The sequence below is a fragment of the Bradyrhizobium sp. LLZ17 genome, from assembly GCF_041200145.1.
In the GTDB taxonomy this organism is placed as follows: domain Bacteria; phylum Pseudomonadota; class Alphaproteobacteria; order Rhizobiales; family Xanthobacteraceae; genus Bradyrhizobium.
In genome coordinates, this window is sequence record NZ_CP165734.1 from 4,374,951 (window position 1) to 4,393,731 (window position 18,781).

The 18,781-nt window shown below is 62.9% G+C and carries 16 protein-coding genes and 2 pseudogenes; 11 read left to right on the forward strand and 7 right to left on the reverse strand.

The features are described from left to right. Positions 1–232 precede the first annotated feature (232 nt). Positions 233–1,261, forward strand: coding sequence for an ABC transporter substrate-binding protein (locus AB8Z38_RS21085; RefSeq protein ID WP_369719762.1), 1,029 nt, complete (start codon positions 233–235; stop codon positions 1,259–1,261). A 145-nt stretch (positions 1,262–1,406) separates the two neighbouring features. On the opposite strand, the gene AB8Z38_RS21090 is transcribed toward AB8Z38_RS21085, so the two are convergent. Further along, positions 1,407–3,554, reverse strand: a complete 2,148-nt coding sequence (locus AB8Z38_RS21090; protein ID WP_369719763.1) for a serine hydrolase — start codon at positions 3,552–3,554, stop codon at positions 1,407–1,409. Positions 3,555–3,999: 445 nt separating this feature from the next. Between AB8Z38_RS21090 and AB8Z38_RS21095 the strand changes: the two genes are divergently transcribed. The 9 genes and pseudogenes from AB8Z38_RS21095 (at position 4,000) to copD (ending at position 12,243) form a co-directional block, all read left to right on the forward strand. After that, complete coding sequence (locus AB8Z38_RS21095) at positions 4,000–5,220, forward strand: MFS transporter (protein ID WP_369719764.1); 1,221 nt, start codon at positions 4,000–4,002, stop codon at positions 5,218–5,220. A gap of 306 nt (positions 5,221–5,526) precedes the next feature. Continuing rightward, the gene (locus AB8Z38_RS21100; RefSeq protein ID WP_369719765.1) at positions 5,527–6,453 is read left to right on the forward strand and encodes a Ku protein; all 927 of its coding nucleotides are present in this window, start codon (positions 5,527–5,529) and stop codon (positions 6,451–6,453) included. Between the two features lie 213 nt (positions 6,454–6,666). Continuing rightward, positions 6,667–7,188 carry a chromate transporter gene (locus tag AB8Z38_RS21105; RefSeq protein WP_369726557.1) on the forward strand — a complete coding sequence of 174 codons (522 nt, stop codon included), beginning with the start codon at positions 6,667–6,669 and terminating at the stop codon, positions 7,186–7,188. Continuing rightward, a pseudogene (locus AB8Z38_RS21110) lies at positions 7,185–7,719 on the forward strand (chromate transporter). Before AB8Z38_RS21105 ends, AB8Z38_RS21110 begins: the two are co-directional and overlap by 4 nt. A gap of 307 nt (positions 7,720–8,026) precedes the next feature. Further along, positions 8,027–9,136 (forward strand): SMP-30/gluconolactonase/LRE family protein, encoded by a 1,110-nt coding sequence (locus AB8Z38_RS21115; RefSeq protein ID WP_369719766.1) that lies wholly within the window; start codon positions 8,027–8,029, stop codon positions 9,134–9,136. A gap of 333 nt (positions 9,137–9,469) precedes the next feature. After that, complete coding sequence (locus AB8Z38_RS21120) at positions 9,470–9,844, forward strand: DUF2946 family protein (RefSeq protein ID WP_369719767.1); 375 nt, start codon at positions 9,470–9,472, stop codon at positions 9,842–9,844. Positions 9,845–9,900: 56 nt separating this feature from the next. Next, positions 9,901–10,902: a hypothetical protein gene (locus tag AB8Z38_RS21125; RefSeq protein WP_369719768.1), complete on the forward strand. Its 1,002-nt coding sequence runs from the start codon at positions 9,901–9,903 to the stop codon at positions 10,900–10,902. Between the two features lie 3 nt (positions 10,903–10,905). Next, on the forward strand, positions 10,906–11,262 hold the full coding sequence (locus tag AB8Z38_RS21130) for a copper resistance protein CopC (protein WP_369719769.1): 357 nt from the start codon (positions 10,906–10,908) through the stop codon (positions 11,260–11,262). 24 nt (positions 11,263–11,286) lie between these two features. Beyond that, on the forward strand, positions 11,287–12,243 hold the full coding sequence (gene copD / locus AB8Z38_RS21135) for a copper homeostasis membrane protein CopD (protein WP_369719770.1): 957 nt from the start codon (positions 11,287–11,289) through the stop codon (positions 12,241–12,243). A gap of 151 nt (positions 12,244–12,394) precedes the next feature. Here copD and AB8Z38_RS21140 read toward each other — a convergent pair whose 3' ends face one another. The 4 genes and pseudogenes from AB8Z38_RS21140 to AB8Z38_RS21155 form a co-directional block, all read right to left on the reverse strand. Continuing rightward, positions 12,395–12,664, reverse strand: a complete 270-nt coding sequence (locus tag AB8Z38_RS21140) for a hypothetical protein (protein WP_369719771.1) — start codon at positions 12,662–12,664, stop codon at positions 12,395–12,397. A gap of 126 nt (positions 12,665–12,790) precedes the next feature. Then, positions 12,791–13,515 (reverse strand): annotated as a pseudogene (locus tag AB8Z38_RS21145) (SOS response-associated peptidase). Between the two features lie 2 nt (positions 13,516–13,517). Then, positions 13,518–13,964, reverse strand: coding sequence for a hypothetical protein (locus tag AB8Z38_RS21150; RefSeq protein WP_369719772.1), 447 nt, complete (start codon positions 13,962–13,964; stop codon positions 13,518–13,520). 9 nt (positions 13,965–13,973) lie between these two features. Continuing rightward, a complete protein-coding gene (locus tag AB8Z38_RS21155; protein WP_369719773.1) occupies positions 13,974–14,333 on the reverse strand; it encodes a hypothetical protein in 360 nt (119 codons plus the stop codon). A gap of 203 nt (positions 14,334–14,536) precedes the next feature. Here AB8Z38_RS21155 and AB8Z38_RS21160 point away from each other — a divergent pair, with 203 nt between their 5' ends. Next, on the forward strand, positions 14,537–15,217 hold the full coding sequence (locus tag AB8Z38_RS21160) for a hypothetical protein (RefSeq protein ID WP_369719774.1): 681 nt from the start codon (positions 14,537–14,539) through the stop codon (positions 15,215–15,217). On the opposite strand, the gene AB8Z38_RS21165 is transcribed toward AB8Z38_RS21160, so the two are convergent. Both AB8Z38_RS21165 and AB8Z38_RS21170 read right to left on the reverse strand, forming a co-directional pair. Next, positions 15,189–17,594: a ThiF family adenylyltransferase gene (locus AB8Z38_RS21165; protein ID WP_369719775.1), complete on the reverse strand. Its 2,406-nt coding sequence runs from the start codon at positions 17,592–17,594 to the stop codon at positions 15,189–15,191. The genes AB8Z38_RS21160 and AB8Z38_RS21165 overlap by 29 nt on opposite strands. Beyond that, positions 17,587–18,729 carry a hypothetical protein gene (locus AB8Z38_RS21170; RefSeq protein WP_369719776.1) on the reverse strand — a complete coding sequence of 381 codons (1,143 nt, stop codon included), beginning with the start codon at positions 18,727–18,729 and terminating at the stop codon, positions 17,587–17,589. The genes AB8Z38_RS21165 and AB8Z38_RS21170 overlap by 8 nt, the downstream gene beginning before the upstream one ends. Between the last annotated feature and the right edge of the window lie 52 nt (positions 18,730–18,781).

An 18,781-nucleotide genomic window follows, 5' to 3' on the forward strand; every position in this document is an offset into this window, starting at 1 on the left:
CGCCGGCACATGAACGCATCGAACACCGTTGCTATTTGCTGCAGTGCAAGAGTCCGGAAGTGGCCCATCAGCGAAGTCGCGAGACTTCGCTATGAGGTCAACTTAATGAGTCGGAGCGGACTAGATTTACCCAGTTGAGCTTTTCGCATCTTGACCCGTAGCCGACCTGCCCGCCTAGAACTTTCCTCGACTGGAGAGGGTTTGCCACTCGCCGGAGCAACCCCACCAGACTATGATCGCCGATCAGGTAACAAGCATGGGAGAGACCATGCGAAGGCGCGAACTCGTTCTACTTCTGATAACCACCGCACTCGCGTGGCCCTGGGCGCTGCACGCGCAGCAATCGTCACCTGCAATCCGTCGCATCGGCGTGCTCGTACCGCTCAGGGAGGGCGATGCCCGCGGTCTGGCAGGTATCGCGGCACTACATGATGGATTACGGCAATTGGGATGGATCGATGGCCGCAACGTTATCATTGAGGTACACTGGTCGAACGGAGGCAGCGCCGACGTGCAGAGAGCGGCGGCTGAACTAGTGGCGCTTAGGCCCGACCTGCTCGTCGCGGTTAGCGCCACAGCGACTGGTCCAATGCTACAAGCAACCCACACATTACCCATTGTCTTTGTGAACGTCGCCGATCCGGTCGGGGCTGGATTTGTCGAAAGCTTGGCCCGGCCGGGCGGCAATGCCACGGGTTTCACTTCGTTTGACTATGCTGTGGTCGGTAAATGGCTTGACATTCTCAAGCAGACCGTGCCGACGTTGAGGCGAGTAGTGGTAGTGCGAGATCCCACTATAGCAACCGGCATTGGTCAGTTCGGCGCTATCCAAGCTATCGCGACATCCCTCGGCATCGCATTAAGCCCGGTCGGCGTTGGGGATGCGAGCGATATCGAAAGGGTCATCAGCTCACTCGCTCGGAATGGAGACGCTGGTCTTATCGTGACGAGGAGCGCGACAGCCCTCACTCAACGCAAGCTGTTCGTCGAGTTAGCTAGCAAGTACAAGCTTCCGGCAATTTATTTCGAGCGCGCGTTCGCGACCGACGGCGGGCTCATGTCCTACGGTTCCGAATTTGTTGACAACTATCGCCGCGCAGCAGCATATGTAAATCGCATCCTCAAGGGCGAGAAGCCCGCCGATCTTCCGGTGCAGACACCGACGAAATACCTCTTCGTGATCAATCTAAAGACCGCGAAGCAGCTAGAACTCACAGTGCCTGCCTCGGTACTCGCGATAGCGGACGAGGTCCTTGAGTAGAGGAGACTTCCGGACTTGGCCCAGGCGAAGATCGCCATCGCGTCCGGCAGGTCGGCAGTTGAGGCCAGACCGGACATCGGCAAGACCCGAGCAAATCGACGCGAATGACCCAGAGCGGTCGTTCGCGTCTTCTCTTCCGCCCCGGTCAGTTGATCCGCTGACCTGTGATCTGCCAGGGCCCGGGATTGAGCACTAGGCCAGTCGCCTTGCCGATCTCATCGTGCAGAAAAGCAAGACGCGTGTGCTCGCCGCTATCGACGAAAAACTCATCGTTCGACATCGGGACCAGCGTGATGGGCATCCCCTTCTCGAAGTCGAGCACCGGCAGCGCTCCGCCGGCCTCGACCTGCAGCTTGCCATCCGTGATCGCGACATGGAGATCGGTGCCAAGCGGTGCGATCACAGCGCGAACGATCGTCAACTCGATCGGCTCGTTCTGCCCCTTGCGCGCGATGGTCAGGCGGATCGAGCTGTTCACCGGCCCGCGCATCTTGTCGAGAACCTGATCGAGGGATTTGCCTTGCGTCGCTTCCCCATCCAGATGTGTGATGATGTCATCAGCCATGACGCCGGCCTTGGCCGCAGGCGTGCCTTGGATTGGGAATTTCACCTCAAGGCGACCGTCCTGTATCGCGATCTGGATGCCAAGACCCCCAATCTCGTCCTGCCGGTCCCGGGAACTCAGCGTTGCGAACCTGTACGTGCCCGTGAAGGATGCGAGTGCGGCTTGATCGACGCCAGCGTCGGCTGATGCTGGCACACCTTGATCAGGAACACTGAAGGCGCCGTAGACGAGACCGTGAAACGCAGAATTGAACACGGCGAACTTGTTCGGCGCGACGTGGATGAGATTGATGGCGATCAACTGCTCCGCCGGATCAACCCAGAAATGAGTGCCCCAGATCCCATTCCAGGAGAAGCTGCCGACCGATCCGGCGACGGAGCTTCGTGCGGCCTCGCTGCGGATGGAAAATCCAAGTCCCCAAACCGAGCCGTCGGCGATGCGCTTCCCGGGCGGCACAGCGCTCGTGGTCATCCGCCGCACGATCTCAGGCGACAGAATGCGCACGCCGTCGAGTTCGCCACCATTGAGGAGCATCTGACAGAACCTGAGATAGTCGGCCGCCGTCGACACCAGTCCGCCGCCACCCGAGAACAGCGTGGTCGGCTTAGTGACATCCCGGTCCGGAAGCATCGTCGCCCCAGCCGGCGGGTCGACGAGGCGCGCGAGCTTCTCCGGTGGCACCCAGAACCCGGTGTCGACCATACCGAGCGGCTTGAACAGCCGGTTGTCGAGAAACCGATCGAACGGCTGGCCCGACGCGACCTCGATCACCCGCCCCAGCACGTCAGCATTGTGACCATACTCCCAGACTTCTCCGGGCTGATGAGCGAGCGGGAGCCGCGCCAAACGGGATACGAAGTCCTTCAGGGTGCCGTCACGCGCCAAGCCCTTCGCGTTTAGTCCGCTCTCCCGATAGAGCCTGTGCACCGCCGTATTACCCGAATCCGCGTAAGTGAGGCCGGATGTCTGGCGCAGCAGATCCTCCACCGTCATCGGATGCTTCTGCGGCTCATATGCGATCTGGGTCTTGCCGGTCACAGGATCCTTGGTCTCGACAGCGACCATCATATTCATGAGCTCGGGAAGATAGTTGGCGACCGGGGCAGCAAGATCGAGCTTCCCCTCCTCGACCAGCATCATCGCGGCCACGCTGGTGACCGGCTTCGTCATCGAGGCAATCCAGAAGATCGCATCAAGCTGCAGCGGGGTGGTCTTTGCACGGTCACGAAACCCGACTGCTCGCATATACGCCACTCTGCCGTTCCGCGCGATGGCCGCGACCGCGCCCGAGAAGGCGCCGGCATTGACCTGTGTCTGCTGCCAGGCGGCGATCCGTGACAGCCGCGGCGCCGAGAAGCCAAGCGTTTCAGTATCGCTGATCGCTGCGACGTCGTACGCACGGCCGTCGGTGGCAAGGCCGAGAGTCACGAGGAGGAGGATCGACAAAGCGGTGAGACGGCGATGCAGGCGCTTCATCCGGACGTCCCTTGCCAACTTGGCGACAGCGTGGGCGCAGTTGTATACGTCGTCGTGCCATTCGGAAGATATGCTACACATTGTAGCATTGACGAAGCGGGAGGTCAATCGGCAAGCTTCTGATGGTGGCCACGGCCGATCTCGCAATAGGTTTCGACCGGGTCTGCTGAGTCGCCGGAAGTGCGAAGGTCGCCACTCGACCCGGTCGACACGAATGCTGGCGTTAGAGGATAAGACGCGTCGTCGTGCCATGGGCGAGCAAACGTCCTTTATCATCCAGACCCGTCATTGGGCCGTGCCGATCCGCCGTCCAGAGTCCAGGACCACTCGTTCCGCCATGACTTGGGCACTACGGCTCGTGAGCCGAAGCGACGTTTCGTTGCGGCTCACGAATGCTTTGCCTTGGCAAGGGTTAATCCCATGGGATGCGGGAGCAGCAATGAAGCGACGCAACTTCATGATGGGTCTGGGAATGGCGGCCGCGCTGCCCGCAACGTTGCGCGCCCGGGAGGCGACACCGGCCCTAGGATTCCTCTCAACGCGTTCGCTGACATTGGACCTTGGCTAAACGCTTCTGCGGACAAGTCGCTTCGCTCGCAACGACCACGCGCGCAACACTCGCGTCTTTCGTGACTCGCTTTCCACGATTTCCGCTTGTATGTAGTGCGCGCCGCTCGGGCTGGGACTGGGGCCGCACATGCACGACGAGACGTCACCGCGCTACGCTGGCTGGAGGGTCGTGCTTGCCTGTTTCCTGCTGGCGCTGTCGATCTTCGGCTTTGCTCTGTATGGGCAGGGGGTCTATCTGGTAGAGCTGCAGCGGCTGAACGGCTGGCCGGCCTCGCTGATCTCGGGTGCCAGCACGCTGTCGCTTTTGATCGGTAATGTTATCGTCATCTTCACCGACGAGATCGTGCGGCGGCTCGGCCTGAAGCGACTGGCACTGGCAGGAATTGCTTGCCTCGCCACCTCTCTGGTGCTGCTCGCCTTCGCTGGCTCGCAGTGGATGCTATACGCGGCATTCGCGTTGATGTCGCTCGGCTGGGTGGGCATGGGCACCGTAATCATTTCGGCGGTCATCGGTGCCTGGTTCGTTCGGCGCCGCGGCCTTGCAATTAGCTTGGCCTTCCTCGGCGCCAGTTCGGGCGGCGTCATTGTGACGCCACTACTGGTCGTTCTGGTGAGCCACCTAGGATTCCAGACCGCGATGCTGGCCGCGAGCGCAGTCCTGCTGATCTTTCTAGTCCCGGCCACGCTTGCCTGGATCGGCCCGCCACCGAATGCGGGCGCAACGGCTGCAACCGCCAACCAATCCGCGCCGGCGCTCGCCAGCAGCATCTCCCGCGGCGAGGTGGTGCGCCGGCCGGTGTTCTGGACCATCGCGATTCCCTTTGCGCTCGGGATCATCGCGCAGGTCGGCTTCATCGTGCACCAGATCGCGATACTCGAGCCGAAGATCGGAGCTGTCACGGCAGGGCTCGCCGTCAGCGTGATGACTTTAATGGCGCTCGTCGGACGGCTCTCGCTTAGCGTGATCGCCGACCGCCTTGATCCGCGACTTGCAGCCGCCGTCTCGCTGGTGAGCCAGGCCGTGGCGCTGTCGACCATCTGCCTGACGGACGACGTTGAACTCGTGCTGCTGGCCTCTGCCGTGTTCGGTTTCTCGGTCGGCAACCTCATCACGCTACCGCCGCTGATCATCCACCGCGAGTTTGAGGTGCAAAACTTCACAGTGGTGATGGGGCTGTTCACCTCGATCAGCGGCACGGTCGGCGCCTTGGGTCCCGGATTGATCGGTCTAATCCGCGGCTGGAGAGGCGATTACGGCGCTTCGCTGCTGTTGGCGATTACGCTGGAAGCGATCGCCGCGGCGATCGTGCTCGCGGGGGCCGGAAAGCCTACCGTGAGCGAGGCCTAGCGTGCCCACCGTTGCACGTCGACCGTCACGATCAGGGCCTTGACCGCCCGGGTGTCCCCGCCGCAGGCCGCGATCGGCCTGGTCGGCGGCGGCCTCCAACTCGTCGACGGCGGGCGCGGGGGTCTCAGTGGTAGCGGGCATCCCCCATTGTTCCTTGTTTGTTCCCGGAGAGTCAAGACCGGCCGCCGGATTCCGCTGGTGCCGCACGCCCGGTTAAGGATGAATTCGCGCTGAGGCGGACGGGATGTCGGAACTGCCCTCGCTCGTTCGTCTTGAATCCGAGCCGCCAACGGAGTTCTGCGTATCGTGGCCCCGCGCGCCAACTGGAAAGGCTTCCTGCGTCTGTCCCTGGTGACCTGCCCGGTCGCGCTCTATCCGGCGACCTCCGAGTCCGAGAAGATCAGCTTCAACCAGCTCAATCGGCAGACCGGTCATCGCATCAAGTACCTGAAGGTCGACGCCGACACGGGCGACGAGGTGCCCAACGAGGACATCGTCAAGGGTTACCAGCTCGAGAAGGACCAGTTCATCGAGGTGACGAAGGAGGAGCTCGAGGAGATCGCGCTGGAATCCACGCGCACCATCGAGATCGACGAGTTCGTTGACAAGTCCGACATCGACCCGCGCTACCTGATCCGCCCCTACTACATCCGGCCAGACGGCAAGGTCGGCCACGACGCCTTTGCCGTCATCCGCGAGACGATTCGCGAGATGAACAAGGTCGCGATCGGGAGCGTCGTGCTGACCAACCGCGAGCACATCATTGGGCTAGAGCCATTGGACAAGGGCCTCGTCGGCACGCTGCTGCGCTACCCTTACGAGGTGCGGAGCGAGCAGGAGTATTTCGACGAGATCCAGGACGTGAAGGTGACGAAGGACATGCTCGATCTCGCGAAGCACATCGTCAACCAGAAGGCCGGGCGGTTCGAGCCCGAAAAGTTCGAAGACCACTACGAGACCGCGCTGATCGACCTGATCAACAAGAAGCGCGCCGGCAAGCCGATCACGCCGAAGGAGCGGCCTGCCGCCGGCAAAGTCGTCGATCTGATGGAGGCGCTGCGGCGGAGCGTCGGTCAGGAGCAAGCGCCGGCGAAGGCTGGTAAGCCTTCCAAGAAGCCGCGCAAGGCTGGTGCGGGGCAGAAGGAGATGCTGATGCCGATCGAGGGCAAGAAGCCGGTGAGGGAGGCCGCGGCGAAGAAGCCCGCCTCCACCAGATCGCGCAGATCGGCCTGACTACTTTGCCCAGCGAAGGGCGATTGCGACCTGCTATCTTCCGCTGGCACTGGACTCGACTGCATCCTCCTGTTTAGATCGAACCAAGCCCCACGCCCCGCCGTAAGCGGCGCGTGCAGCACACCGGCACGACGGATCACGGGCACATATCAGGTCATCGGCGCTACCAGCGCCTTGCCCATCGTGCCACCATGAGGCCGCCTTCTCAAGCAGATCGCTGACGTCTTCATCCGCTACGCCAACTTCACTCTCGGCGGCGGGAGCGCAACCACGGCTGTCATTCACGGCGAGATCGTGGGCAAGCGCCGTTGGGTGAGCGAGGAGCAATTCGCGCTTTCCTACGCGCTCGGCCGATTGACGCCGGGCACCAACCTGCTCGCATTCTGTGTCGGCATCGGGTGGCTCCTGCGGCGATGGGCCGGCGCTCTCGTCGCGCTGCTGGCCGCCTCGGTCCCATGCACGCTATTCGTGCTGGTCATCACCGTCCTGTTCGCCGAGTGGCAGGAGAATCCGTTTGCGCAGGCGGCCATTAAGGGCGCGATCGCAGCCGCTGTGGCGGTCACGGTGAAGACGTCTGGACCATCGTCCATCCGCATTTCCGGCCGGGAAAACCGCATCCGCGTCGTCCTGATCGGCGCTACGGCATTTGCGCTCCATGCGATCGCCGGGATGTCCCCGCTCGCCGTTCTGGTGCTCGCTGCGCTGATCGGTCTCTTTCTGCCGGAGCCCTCATGAACTTCGTCCTGCTGTACCTATTGCTCCTGAAGGGCACGATCACGGCGTTCGCCGGGCTGGCCTCGCTGCCCGTCATCCAGGAGTCGCTGGTCAACCACTATCACGTGCTGACCAACGAGCAGCTCAATGAGGCGGTGGTCATTACCCGGAGCTCGCCGGGCCCGGTCGGCCTCTATGTCGTCCGCGTCGGCTACTTCGTCGCCCCGGCTTCCGGGAGCGGTCGCCGGCTGGCTCGCCATGATCACGCCTGCGCTGCTCATCATTCCGCTGGTCCACTTCGTCGGGCGACGGATGGAGCACCCTCGGGTGCGATCCGTGCTGCAGACCGTCGTCATCGCCAGCGCGGGATTGCTGCTCGCAGCCGCCATTCCGCTCGGACTGGACGGCCTCACCGGCCCGGTCACCTGGGCAATTGCGGTGGTTTGCCTTGTGCTGCTGCTGACCACTCGCATCGACACGCTATGGATGATCCTAGGCGCAACACTGACCTCTCTTACCGCTTCTTCCATCGGATTGGCCGCCAACCTGTAGCCCTCAGCCTCATCGCGAGCTCTGGACCTGCCGTCATGGGCGAAGATGTGCGCGAGGCACTACTGCTGATCGGGCATGCTTGGTTTGGCAGCGGAAAACAAAGCGGACAGGGGAGCCTGCGACAGGCTCCGAGCCCCTGCCGATCGCGACAACGACGCAGCAAAATGCGGACCATCGATAATGCGTCGAAAGCCGGGCTGGTCTGCATCGACGATCGTTACGCTCATGTTCGCGCCACCTTTTGAACTGATGCTCCAAGCGGGGCGCAAAAGGAAGGGCTGGGCAAAACGCGTCGGAGGAAATCGTCATGACAACTAAGCTGGCAAGTGCCGTCTGTGCATTTTCACTTGTGTTCTGTGGCGCGGCGGCGCCCGTTCATACCGCATCGGCGCAGGCCCAGTCCGTCGCCGCGCCTCCGCTCGCCGGTCCGCCATCTCCCGAGCAAGTGCAGCCCTGGGGCTTGCCGCCCCCTCCGCCGGGTATCGGGCCGGTCACCTTGTTCGCGGACATCCATGATCAGCCGCAGGGCAAGTTTCTTGAGGGCGGGGCCTTCGACAAGGCAGGCAATTTCTGGTTCGTCGCGATCGGCAGCGGCTGGGTGTCCTATCTCACTCCCGACGCGAAGCTGGTCCCGGTGTTCAACTGTAATCCGAGAGGAGATCTCGGTCCCGCCTGCGAACCGCAGGGCACGCGTTGGCATGACGGCAAGCTTTACGTCACGACCCGTCACCTCGGCGTCCTGATCTATGATCCGGACACGAAGCAACTGAGTTCACTCGTTTCGACGTTCCACAACGAACTGTTCAAGGGTCCGAATGATCTCGACTTCGACGCCGAGGGCAATCTGTACTTCACCGATCCCTGGGGAACAGGACCCGGACCCGACGCGGCGGATCGGACCGGTGCGGTCTATCAATACTCGAAAGACGGCATTCTCCGGCGCATCATCTCCACCGGTAGTTTTCCCAATGGCATAGCGGTTTCGCCGGACGACGGCACGCTGGCGGTCGCCGACTACGCCAGCAACCGGATGCTATATTATTCATTCCTGGGAGGGCCGAATCCGGCGTGCTCCCAATGCGCCAAGGACCCGTCGCACACCACCTTCTTCTTCGCGACCGCCGGGAGCTACAATCCAGGCAACGGTGGACCTGACGGCATCCACTACGACGTACATGGCAATCTCTGGGCAGCGTGCGGCATCGGCGGACTCATCGAGTACGATCCGCGGGGTTTCATCATCGGTTATGTCCCATTGCCGAATGGTGATTCGTCGGCCACGAACTTTGCCTTCGGCGGCGAGAACAACCAGTACATCTACATGGAAGGTGCCGTCAGCGGAACAATCTACAAATTCAAGGCGCCGTACCCCGGTCTGATTGGACCAGACGGCGTGCGGTTGGCGGCGCAACCCTGACTTCGCGCGCTGTGGTGCGCGCCGCATTGGCGCGCACTTCATCACGGTGTCCTGGCGGCGCATCGCCGCGGGCAGCGGTTGTTCATCCCGGCAGGCAGGCCCGGCGGCGCGCGCCGCTGGCCTAGGTGAGCTCGCGTCGCCCGCCGCGCGGATCGCGGTCGGCGATCTCCGTAGCGCTCTAGAGAAACCCGAGCCAATTGGCAACGGAAGCAGTGCTGTGCGCTCTGGTGCAGAAAAAACTACACGTAAGACCAATTGTATCGTGCGGAGCAACTATTCTCGACAGCCCTTGAGGCGAGTGGTACCAAAACCAAGGCGTTTTCGGGGAGAACCATGGGACGGCGGCTGGAAGTTTTCATTCCAATCATGCTGCTCTCGATACTGGTGCAGTCGTTCGCACCGATTGCCGCCTTTCGCGCAGTCGCTGATGCCGTGAACGATCCGCTTTACATGGGGTCGATCTGCTCTGAAGCGATGTCATCCCCGACGGATCCGCGGACAGCTCCGACGCAACAATCTCAGGGGTGCTGTGTATTCTGCGCGGCGGGTCATAGCGTCGCCGCCATTGCGGGCGATCCGCCGCCCTTCATTTTCGCGGTTCTGCAGCGTCAATACCAGCGGGTATCCTGGCTGGAAGCCGCACCGTCGCCATCGACAGCACGGGTCGGCTCGAACGCAGAAGCTCGCGCTCCACCGCACTTGACGTGAACCCCGGCGGCCTCCGGCTGCCGATGCATTCACATCAACACCTGTGGAGGTTCTTCATGTCTATCCATCTTTGGCGCGCGGGCATCTCGGTGCTCGCGATAGCGCTGGTCCCACTCGGTCGAACCGCCGCACACGAGATCGTTGGAAACCGTTTCTTTCCCGCAACGCTTGGCATCGATGATCCCGGCGTGAACGACGAACTATCGCTACCAACCGTCGACAGCTTCAAGACGGGCGACGTGCCCCCGGTCCGGCAGCGGGATATATCGGGAGAGTTCTCCAAACGCATCACCGAGGATTTCGCGATTTCGTTCGGCTCGACCTACACCTTTCTTGGCCCGATCGATGCAGCGGCGGCCGGAGCCAATGGATTCCAGAATCTCGAGACGACGTTCAAATACCGCGTCTTCAAAGACCCCGCGCATGAGTTCGTGATGTCGGTTGGCCTCAGCGTCGAATGGGGCGGCACAGGTGCGGCGAACGTCGGGGCAGACCCGTTCAACACCTACACGCCAACGGTTTATTTCGGCAAAGGGCTGGGCGACCTTCCGGACTCTCTATCCTGGATCAGGCCCGTCGCGATAACTGGACAGATCGGCTACGCCATTCCGGGAAGACGATCCACGACGACCGTCAGCGTCGATCCGGGCAGCGGTGATCTCACGGCTGATACCGAGTTCCATCCGAGGGTGCTGAATTGGGGAGGCACGATCCAGTATAGCATGCCGTATCTCAAGTCGTCGGTCGTTGACCTTGGCCTTCCGGATTTCGTGAATCATTTGATCCCGCTCGTCGAAGCGACACTGCAAACCCCTCTGTCGAATACCTTTACTTCGGGAACTCAGACCACCGGCACCATCAACCCCGGCGTCATTTGGGTTGGAAACACCTTTCAGGTAGCCGTTGAAGCACAGATCCCGATCAACCGGCAAAGCGGAAGCAATGTCGGGGTGATCGCTCAATTGCACCTCTACCTTGACGACATCGATCCGCGCGGCATCGGCAAGCCGATATTTGGCCCAGCGGTCCAGCAAGCCAGCCCCTTTCCGAGGAATTGATCCATGCGGCGCTCCTCTGTGATCGGAATACTCCCGCTACTGACCTTGCTTGCCGGAAGGGAGGTTTCCGCCCACGCCTTTCTCGATCACGCCGATCCGCGCGTGGGCAACAAGGTCGCGACGCCGCCTCGCGAAGTGACGTTATTCTTTACGCAGAAGCTGGAGGGAGCGTTCAGCAATGTCACGGTGACCAACGCGGCCGGTCAGCGCGTCGATACAGGTAAGCCGCGCATCAGCGGCAGCCAGATGTCGGTCTCGCTGCGTCCGGGCGGCAGCGGCACCTATCATGTCACGTGGCACGTGCTCTCAGTCGATACCCACACGACGGACGGCAATTTTACGTTCGAGGTCGGGCAGTGAGGGGTTGGGGGGAAGAGTGATGCGATGAGCTGGTTTGGGGCAGAGATTGACGTCCTGATGATCGCGACCCGGACGGTTCATTTCGCCGCCTCAGCGATTACGGCTGGCGCATTGATCTTTCGCGGCCTCGTCGCTGAACCCGCTTTGCGCGCAGAGCCGCACGCAAACGCGCTGGTCGAAAGGCAGCTCCGCGGTGCTGCCTGGATCGGGATTGCCGTCGTCGTCGTCTCCGGGCTTGCCTGGGTGCTGTTGTTGACGATGTCGTTGAGCGGAGAGGGCGTTGGCGAAGCCGTGATCTCGGGAGCACTCCGCGACGTACTTCAATTAACGCAATTTGGATGGGTGTCGCAGGTCCGTCTGGCGCTCGCGATCATGCTGTCGATCTGTTTGGCTTTCGAACGCTCGGGGTTGTGGCGCTTGCTTCCACTGGGGGCGGCGGCGTCCCTTGTTGCTTCCATCGCCTGGACCGGACATGCCGCCTCGACGCCCTCCGGGTTGGGGTATCTGCACCTGGCCAGTGATGCGCTACATCTTATCGCCGCCGCGGCCTGGTTTGGCGGTCTCATACCGCTGGTGCTGCTGCTTCGTTCGCTTAGATGTCATCGGGGTTGCTTCTCGCTGAAGCTTGACGCTGTCAGGCGGTTTTCGACTCTTGCCATTATCAGCGTCGCAACGTTGACCCTGTCCGGGTTCGTCAACGCATGGATTCTGGTTGGTTCGTTCCGCGGGCTCGTCATGACCGATTATGGGCAGCTCCTGATCTTAAAGCTTTCCGTCTTCGCTGTGATGCTCGTGTTCGCCGCCATCAACCGGCTCGTCCTGACGCCGCAGCTCGCTTCGCTCTCCGATGAGGCGCGGCAAGGGCGTACGCTCCGCGCGCTCTCGCGCAATACATTGCTCGAGATTGCTTTGGGACTCTCGATCTTCTCTATGGTCGGTGTGCTGGGCATGCAGCATCCTGCCGCCCACCTGGTGAAATAGGACGACGCGATAGCCTGATGATCAAGAGGCCCATGACGTCCGGTTCCGACCGACCCGGACCCCCAGCCATATGGCGTTTGCGCCGCTACTGAGGCTAGAACAGAGGCCAAGCGAGCCTCGACTGGCAACGTTTGACCCATGAGTAGACGGCCTACCGGAGTTCGGCCGGGCACTCCGGGCAGGTGTCGCCGATCGAGTTCAGGACGTCCCGTACTTCGGCCACGGCTTCGTCGGGAGAAATTGTCGGCGGCGGATTATGGCGGGCGATGTCAATGGCCCGCTCCCGGGCGTGCGGGTCCGCGCGATCCTGCATCCAGCCGTGCACCTCGCATTCGCGGATTGCGCCGGCCTCCTGCAGGGCGTGGATCGCCCAGCCGCGCAGCGTCCGGATCGCCGGCCGTCTTTCCTTGGTCATCAGCATCGAAATCGCTCCTGCCGTGACGAATCCTTGGGGTCGCCGGCTCGTTCCGGCCGGTTAGCACGGGCCAGGGATTCCGAAATGCAGATGCTACCGCTTGTCCACGTGTTCCGTGGGCCTGTGTAGAACCTAGTTAGCGGCTGGCGCTGGGTCTTCCTTGACGCCGCGGGCGACGATTCTGAGCGCCCCGTCCGCCAGCGGCCGCTGCAGCTTCAGCGCCTCGTCCGCAGGCGCGGTCATCCAGGCCTCCACCTCTTCAGGCGTGGTCAAGATCACGGGCATCGCCTTCGGGTGGATGGCGCCGACCTCGGCATTCGGCTCCGTCGTCAGGAACGCATAGAGATCGCTCGTGGTCTCGCCCTCCCTCACCTTCCTGACCGACGTCCAGTTCGTCCAGATGCCGGCGAAGCAGAGCAGCGGGCGGGTTTCGTCCCGCGCGAACCAGATGTCGCCGCCTTCGGCCTTGTTGAATTCGCTGAACGAGTTGAACGGGACGACGCAGCGGTGCTCGGACCCAGCCATCGCGTCCAGTGCTTGGACTTCACGTTGCGGATGTTGGTGGTGCCGCCGTCCGGCTCCATCCGGAGCAATTCTTTGAAATCGACGGTCTTGCCTTTGGCCTGTAGCTTCTCGGCGCGCTTCTTGGTGGCGTCCATCAGCGCCTTCGACGACGACGGCATGCCCCAACGCGCCGTCGCGAGCTCGCGGCCCTCGGCGCCGGTCCGGACGATCGGCGCCTTGTAGTCCGGAAACACGCCGGGCATCGGCGCCAGATTGCCGACGTACCGGTTGACGACGCGGAACAGCGCGCTGATGGCGGCCTGGTTGGTGGTGATCGAATAGAGATTGCACATCGTCAGGTCTCCGGAGCGGCCTGGCGAGGGCGCTGTGCCAGCTGTAGCAGCGTCGCAGGCGGCCGGCGATTGGCCTTGGCGCACTTGCTGCAACGCAGCCGGCTCACCAGGTCGTGGACGAAAGTCGTGGGCGGGTGGGGCAGGGCCGCGAGGTCGACGTCCCGCTTCGTCTTGCAACGCGAACACTCGATCTCGAGCCATGGGTGGCCGCCGTTGATCGCCTGGTCGACCGTGGGGGACGGGTCGATCGGGCCTCCGTCGGCCCACATCCGCTCGTTCCAGGCTTCGCAGAGCAGCTTGTCGGCCGTCCGGATCAGGGACTCGCCCTCGGCCCGGAGCTCCGCCGACCGTTGCGCCAGCACCGTCGTCATGGCGCGCGCCTTGCCGAGCTCCTTGTTGAGGGCGGATCGCAGCCCTCCGGAGAGGGGCGTCGGATGCTTCCGCGCCATTGCCGGCGCTCAGCCGAACGACGGCCAGCACCCGTCGTCTTCGTGGCTGCCGGTCCGCTGCTGGCAGGTCGCGTCGAGAATCCGTTGCCCGACGTCCTTCCACACGGCATCCCGACCGTAGAGGCGGACGGCGTCGACGGTCTGAATTTCGACGATGCGACCGCAGCGGCTGCAGGAGACCCGCGACACGTGTCGGCCGATTTCGGCCAGCGTGCGCGACTGGATGGGCCGACCGGCCTGTCTGGCGTCGGCGCCCGCGTCCCGTAGCACTGCTTCCCAGTATTCGGGCGGCATCGCGTCGGCTTGGCCAGCCGAGGACGTTGCGGGCGCGTTTTTGCCGACCGGAGACTGCCCGGCCAGTTTTTCCATCTCTTTTCTGCCCGGCATGCGCCAGCTTGCAGGTCGATCTGCTGCCATCCCCAATGAGAACATAACACGAACATAGAGTCTAGTCAGACTTCAATGGCGGGGCTGGGGATTTCGTGCACGGAAGGGCGACCGTCGCGTGCATCTGCGAGCCCGCGCCACTAAATGGTGATTGACGAAATTGCGTGGGCAGGACCGGGAATTTCATGTCGAAGAAGGGCGGATCGCAGAAGCTGAAGGAGCAGAACCGAAGACAGCTCTGGCTGATCATCGCCGCAAATGCCGTCGGGTTCTATGGGGCGTGTCAGTGGTCGACGTTCGAACTGTCCGGGATCAAGGCGGCACTTACGGGTGCTGCCAACCTCCTGCCTGTAGGCCTCACCGTCGTGGTCACCACCATCGCAAACGGTCTCCTGAACTCGGCGACGAAGGAGCGTCTGGTGTTTCTGCGGTGGAGCGACGTTCTGCCCGGACACCGCGCCTTCAGCGTCCACGCGCAGGCCGATCCCCGGGTAGACTTCACCCGGCTGCAGCGCGCTTGCGGCAATAAGGTGCCGAGCGATCCCAAGGACCAAAACAGCCTCTGGTATCGATTCTATCTAGAGGTTCAGGACGTCCCCGCGGTCATGCAGGTGCACCGCGACTATCTCCTGCTGCGCGACTATACGGGTCTGGCCGCGCTGTTCCTGATCGGGTTCGGCATCGCGGCGCTGTTCCTCGTCGCGCCGTGGAAGGCGATCGGCGTTTACCTCGGCATTTTGCTTTTCCAGCTGATCGTCGTCAGACACGCCGCCGCGACCTATGGCGTCCGGTTCGTCTGCACGGTGTTGGCGCAGAAGGCCGGAAAGCCGACGTCTTCTAGCGCCGCCAAAAAATCACCCGCATGAAGCGGGGCCGGCGTCGCGGCGGATCGATCACGACCGGCGGGCTCGTCGACTCGAAGAGGTGAGGCCGGATCTCCTCCGGCGTCACGATGGTCACCAGAGTAGGCTTGTCGACGCGGTCGAGAACTGATCGCAAGCCGATGACCGCGGTCTTGTCCGTATCGCTGAGATCCGATCCGCCCGCGGGATGCGTGTGCCACTCGCCGACGTAGGTCAGCAGACCGCCGGTCCGGCGCTCGATCCGGGCGAGAGCCTCTGGCAGCTTCTCCGTGCCCCGTTCGAAGACCCAGGGCGTGCCGCGGCTGTCGGGCGGGGCCGGCACCAAGCGAGTCACGTAGATCGTCTTCATGGTCGCGGCCACCCTCCCGACCAGGATGCCGCCGGTCTCGCTCGGACTGTGTCGCCGCATCAATCCCAACATCTCCTCCGCGACAGCCGCCGCGATCCGGATCTGCCATCCGTAGTCGGCGCCGAGCACGATCGTGGGCTTGACGGGCCGCGCGCTCGCGCGAGCGTCACCTTCCTCGCCTAGGAAGCTAAGGTTGACGAGGCCCTCCGTCCGCGCTGGACCGCCCTTGGCCAAATAGGGCCGCAGCCGGCGGGTCACCGCCGCGGCGTGGAACGACACCACCTCATCGGCCAGCCGCATGGTTGCCGAACTGCAACTCAATCCGACCTGGATGTCCTCGAGGCCGCCGGACCCGACGCGATCGTCCCGCGTCGACCTGACCTCCTCCAGCCAGGCAGCGACCGCGTCGTCCTCCATCGCGGAGTCGTAGATCAGCGCCTGGAGATCGTCGATCCGGGGATTGCGCCCGGTCCCCTCGATCGACAACAGGCCGAGCATGCCGCGGTGGGCGATCTCGGCGCGGTGAACGCGCAGCGTGTCCGGAAGCGCAGCGTCGCGTAGCCCGTTGAACACGATATTGGACGCCGTCATGTCGACCAGGTTGGCGTAACCGTCGAAGAAGGCGGGGCTGCGCAGCCTGGAAAGAGCGGACGTGTTTTTGGCTTCGATGGGAAGGTCGCCTTGACCGGGATAGAGCCCGACCAGTTCGTCCTTGAGAGCTTCCGCCTTTGACTTACCCACGGTGCGGCCGCCCAACGCGTGGCGGACCAGATTGTGAGGCGCGATTTTCGCGTTGTCGGCGATCTTCAGGGCGACGCTGCCGCTACGGGCGAGATGGCTCGCCACCTTCGAGCCCAGCGCGCCGGCGCCGAACACGACCGTCGGCTCAGCGACACGGTCGGCGGGCAGCGCCGAGATCTCGCGGGCGAATTCGGGCGTCAGCGGCGTGCGATGATCGGCGAACCGGAGGCGCGCCGCCGGATCCCATGCGCCGTCCTTCGGCCAGTGATCTCCGCCGGCCAGTATCAGGAAGTTCAGCAGTTCGACGTCCGACGTCCTGCCCAGAACCTGCTGGGGGCGCCTGACGGCAAGCACGATCGGCACGCCGCTGAACAGCTGCAGGCCGTTCGCTAGATACGACGTCAGAGCGGCCCGCAACTGAAAACCGAGCTCCTCCGCCCAGACCTCGAGGTCGCCGAGCGTCTCCGGTAAGTCGCCGAAATACCGGCTGCAGACATCGGTTTCCGGCGTCCATAGCAGCAGGCCGAAGAGGCGGCGCTGGAATTGCCCCTTGTATTCCGGCTTCTCGGCGAACTCGTTCAGGAGGCCGGCGATGACCTGGTGCGCCTCGAGAGTGTCGTCGGTGACGAAGGCTGCCTGCCTGACGGTATATTCCTTCTCGCCGATCTCGGCTTTGCTCTCGTCGTCGAGCAGATCGTAAGCGACGAGGGCGCTGCCGGCGGTTCCGCCCTGCGCGGCACGGAGCCCTGCCGCTTTCGCGATGAACACCTCCGGCGGGTATACGAACGTGCCGGACGTGTCGGGCGAACGGGTGGGCTCGAAGGCGTCCCCTTCGGGGATCAACCGATTGCGCGCGGCATCGCGCAGCCAACCGCGCGCGCGTTCGACCAGGTCGCTCACCGTGTGCTCCGCGAACCAGGCGTCGATCGAACCGCGATGTAGGCAGAGCGACGCCGGCAGCTTGGGGCCCGTCGGATTGAGGTGGGGGAAGGCCTTCGAGAAGTCGCGACGGTCCGAATAGACCCTCGGCGCAAGATAGGGAAACGACCTGATGGGAAACAGCAGCAGCAGCGGCTCGCGCTTGCGGATGTCGACCCCGCCGACGGGCCCCCGCCCGGGCAGTTCGACGTCGACCGCGAGGGGCACGGCGACGTAGTTGTCGTTCCACTTCAGGACCGGAGCGGCCTGAGCGGGGTACTTGGCGCGCAATTCCGCCACCGCCGATCGGATCGCCGGCGACAGGCTATCTTCGTCCTCCTTTTCCTGTGGAGTGGAGTGCAGTTCATCCATAGGTCTGCGGCGTGCTCGCGACCTTTTTGACGGTGTCGTCGACGTGATCGAGGTCCTCTGGATCCAGCAGCACCGGCCCGTTTTCGCTCATTTCGAACGTGGTCGGCAGCGCGCGCTTTTGGTCTCCAACCTCAGCAAGGCTGATGAAATTCTCCTCGCCGACGACGTCTTCGTACTCCTCCTTGGCCGCAAAATGTGGAGGATTGTCGTCGTCGTCCTTGATCGGCTTGCACGATGCGATCACACGCGCGCCGTCTAGTCCCTTGCCGAGGATGGCGAGCGAGTCCTCGGCAGGCACCTTGTTGTACTTGTACTCTTCCTCGCTGAAGAAGGTCCACGAACAGTGGTGTGGCGCGAGGAACAGATCGAACGCCAGCTTGTCGTCGTCGCTGAGTTCCAGAATCTTCGACCAGATCGCGGCACCGGCGTCGCCGCCGAACATCGCGAGGCCGGCGTTTTTGGTTCCGCCTACGTCGAAGCAGGCCTGCAGCACCACGCTGGTGTCGTTGCGATCGGCCAGCTTGTCGTCGACCTCCTTGCGGAACGGCGCATGGACGAAGAAGCGGAAGTCCTTTTTCGTCTTGCGGTCGATGACGTCGATGTAGTTGCCCGGCGTAATGACGAGATCGCCGAGCCCCTTGTAGGCCGGGTTATTGCTGTGACCGACGACGCGGATCCGGTTGCCGGCATCGTTGCGCACGGACGACTTCGCGAGATGGAGATCGATGCGGCGTTGCGCTTCCTTCTTGAACGCCTTCGCCCACTTCGACAGCTCGCCCTCATGGTTGGCGAAGATTCGGTGGGTGAACCAGAGCTCGTCGATGAGTATCAGGTCTTCCTTGGAGTGCTTCACCGTGTATTTGGACGGGTCGCCCGTGTAGAACATCGTGTCGAAGCCGCGGCAGTGATCCTGATCAGCATGGGTCAGGATAAACACGTCAACGTGGGGAATCTTGCCGTCGAGCTTCTTGCCGAAATCGAGTAGATGCTGATGAACGTCGTAGCGGCTGGGGTCGTCCTCGTCGCTGGCTTCCTGAGTGGTGTTGCAGTCGATAATGATCTGGGTGTTGTCGCTGAGGGTGATCAGCGAGCAATCGCCGTTGCCGACGGGGAAATAGGTGATACGCGGGTCCATTGCATCTTCCCGAATCTTGTAGGAATAAATAAAACTGGCGGTTGAGCACGTG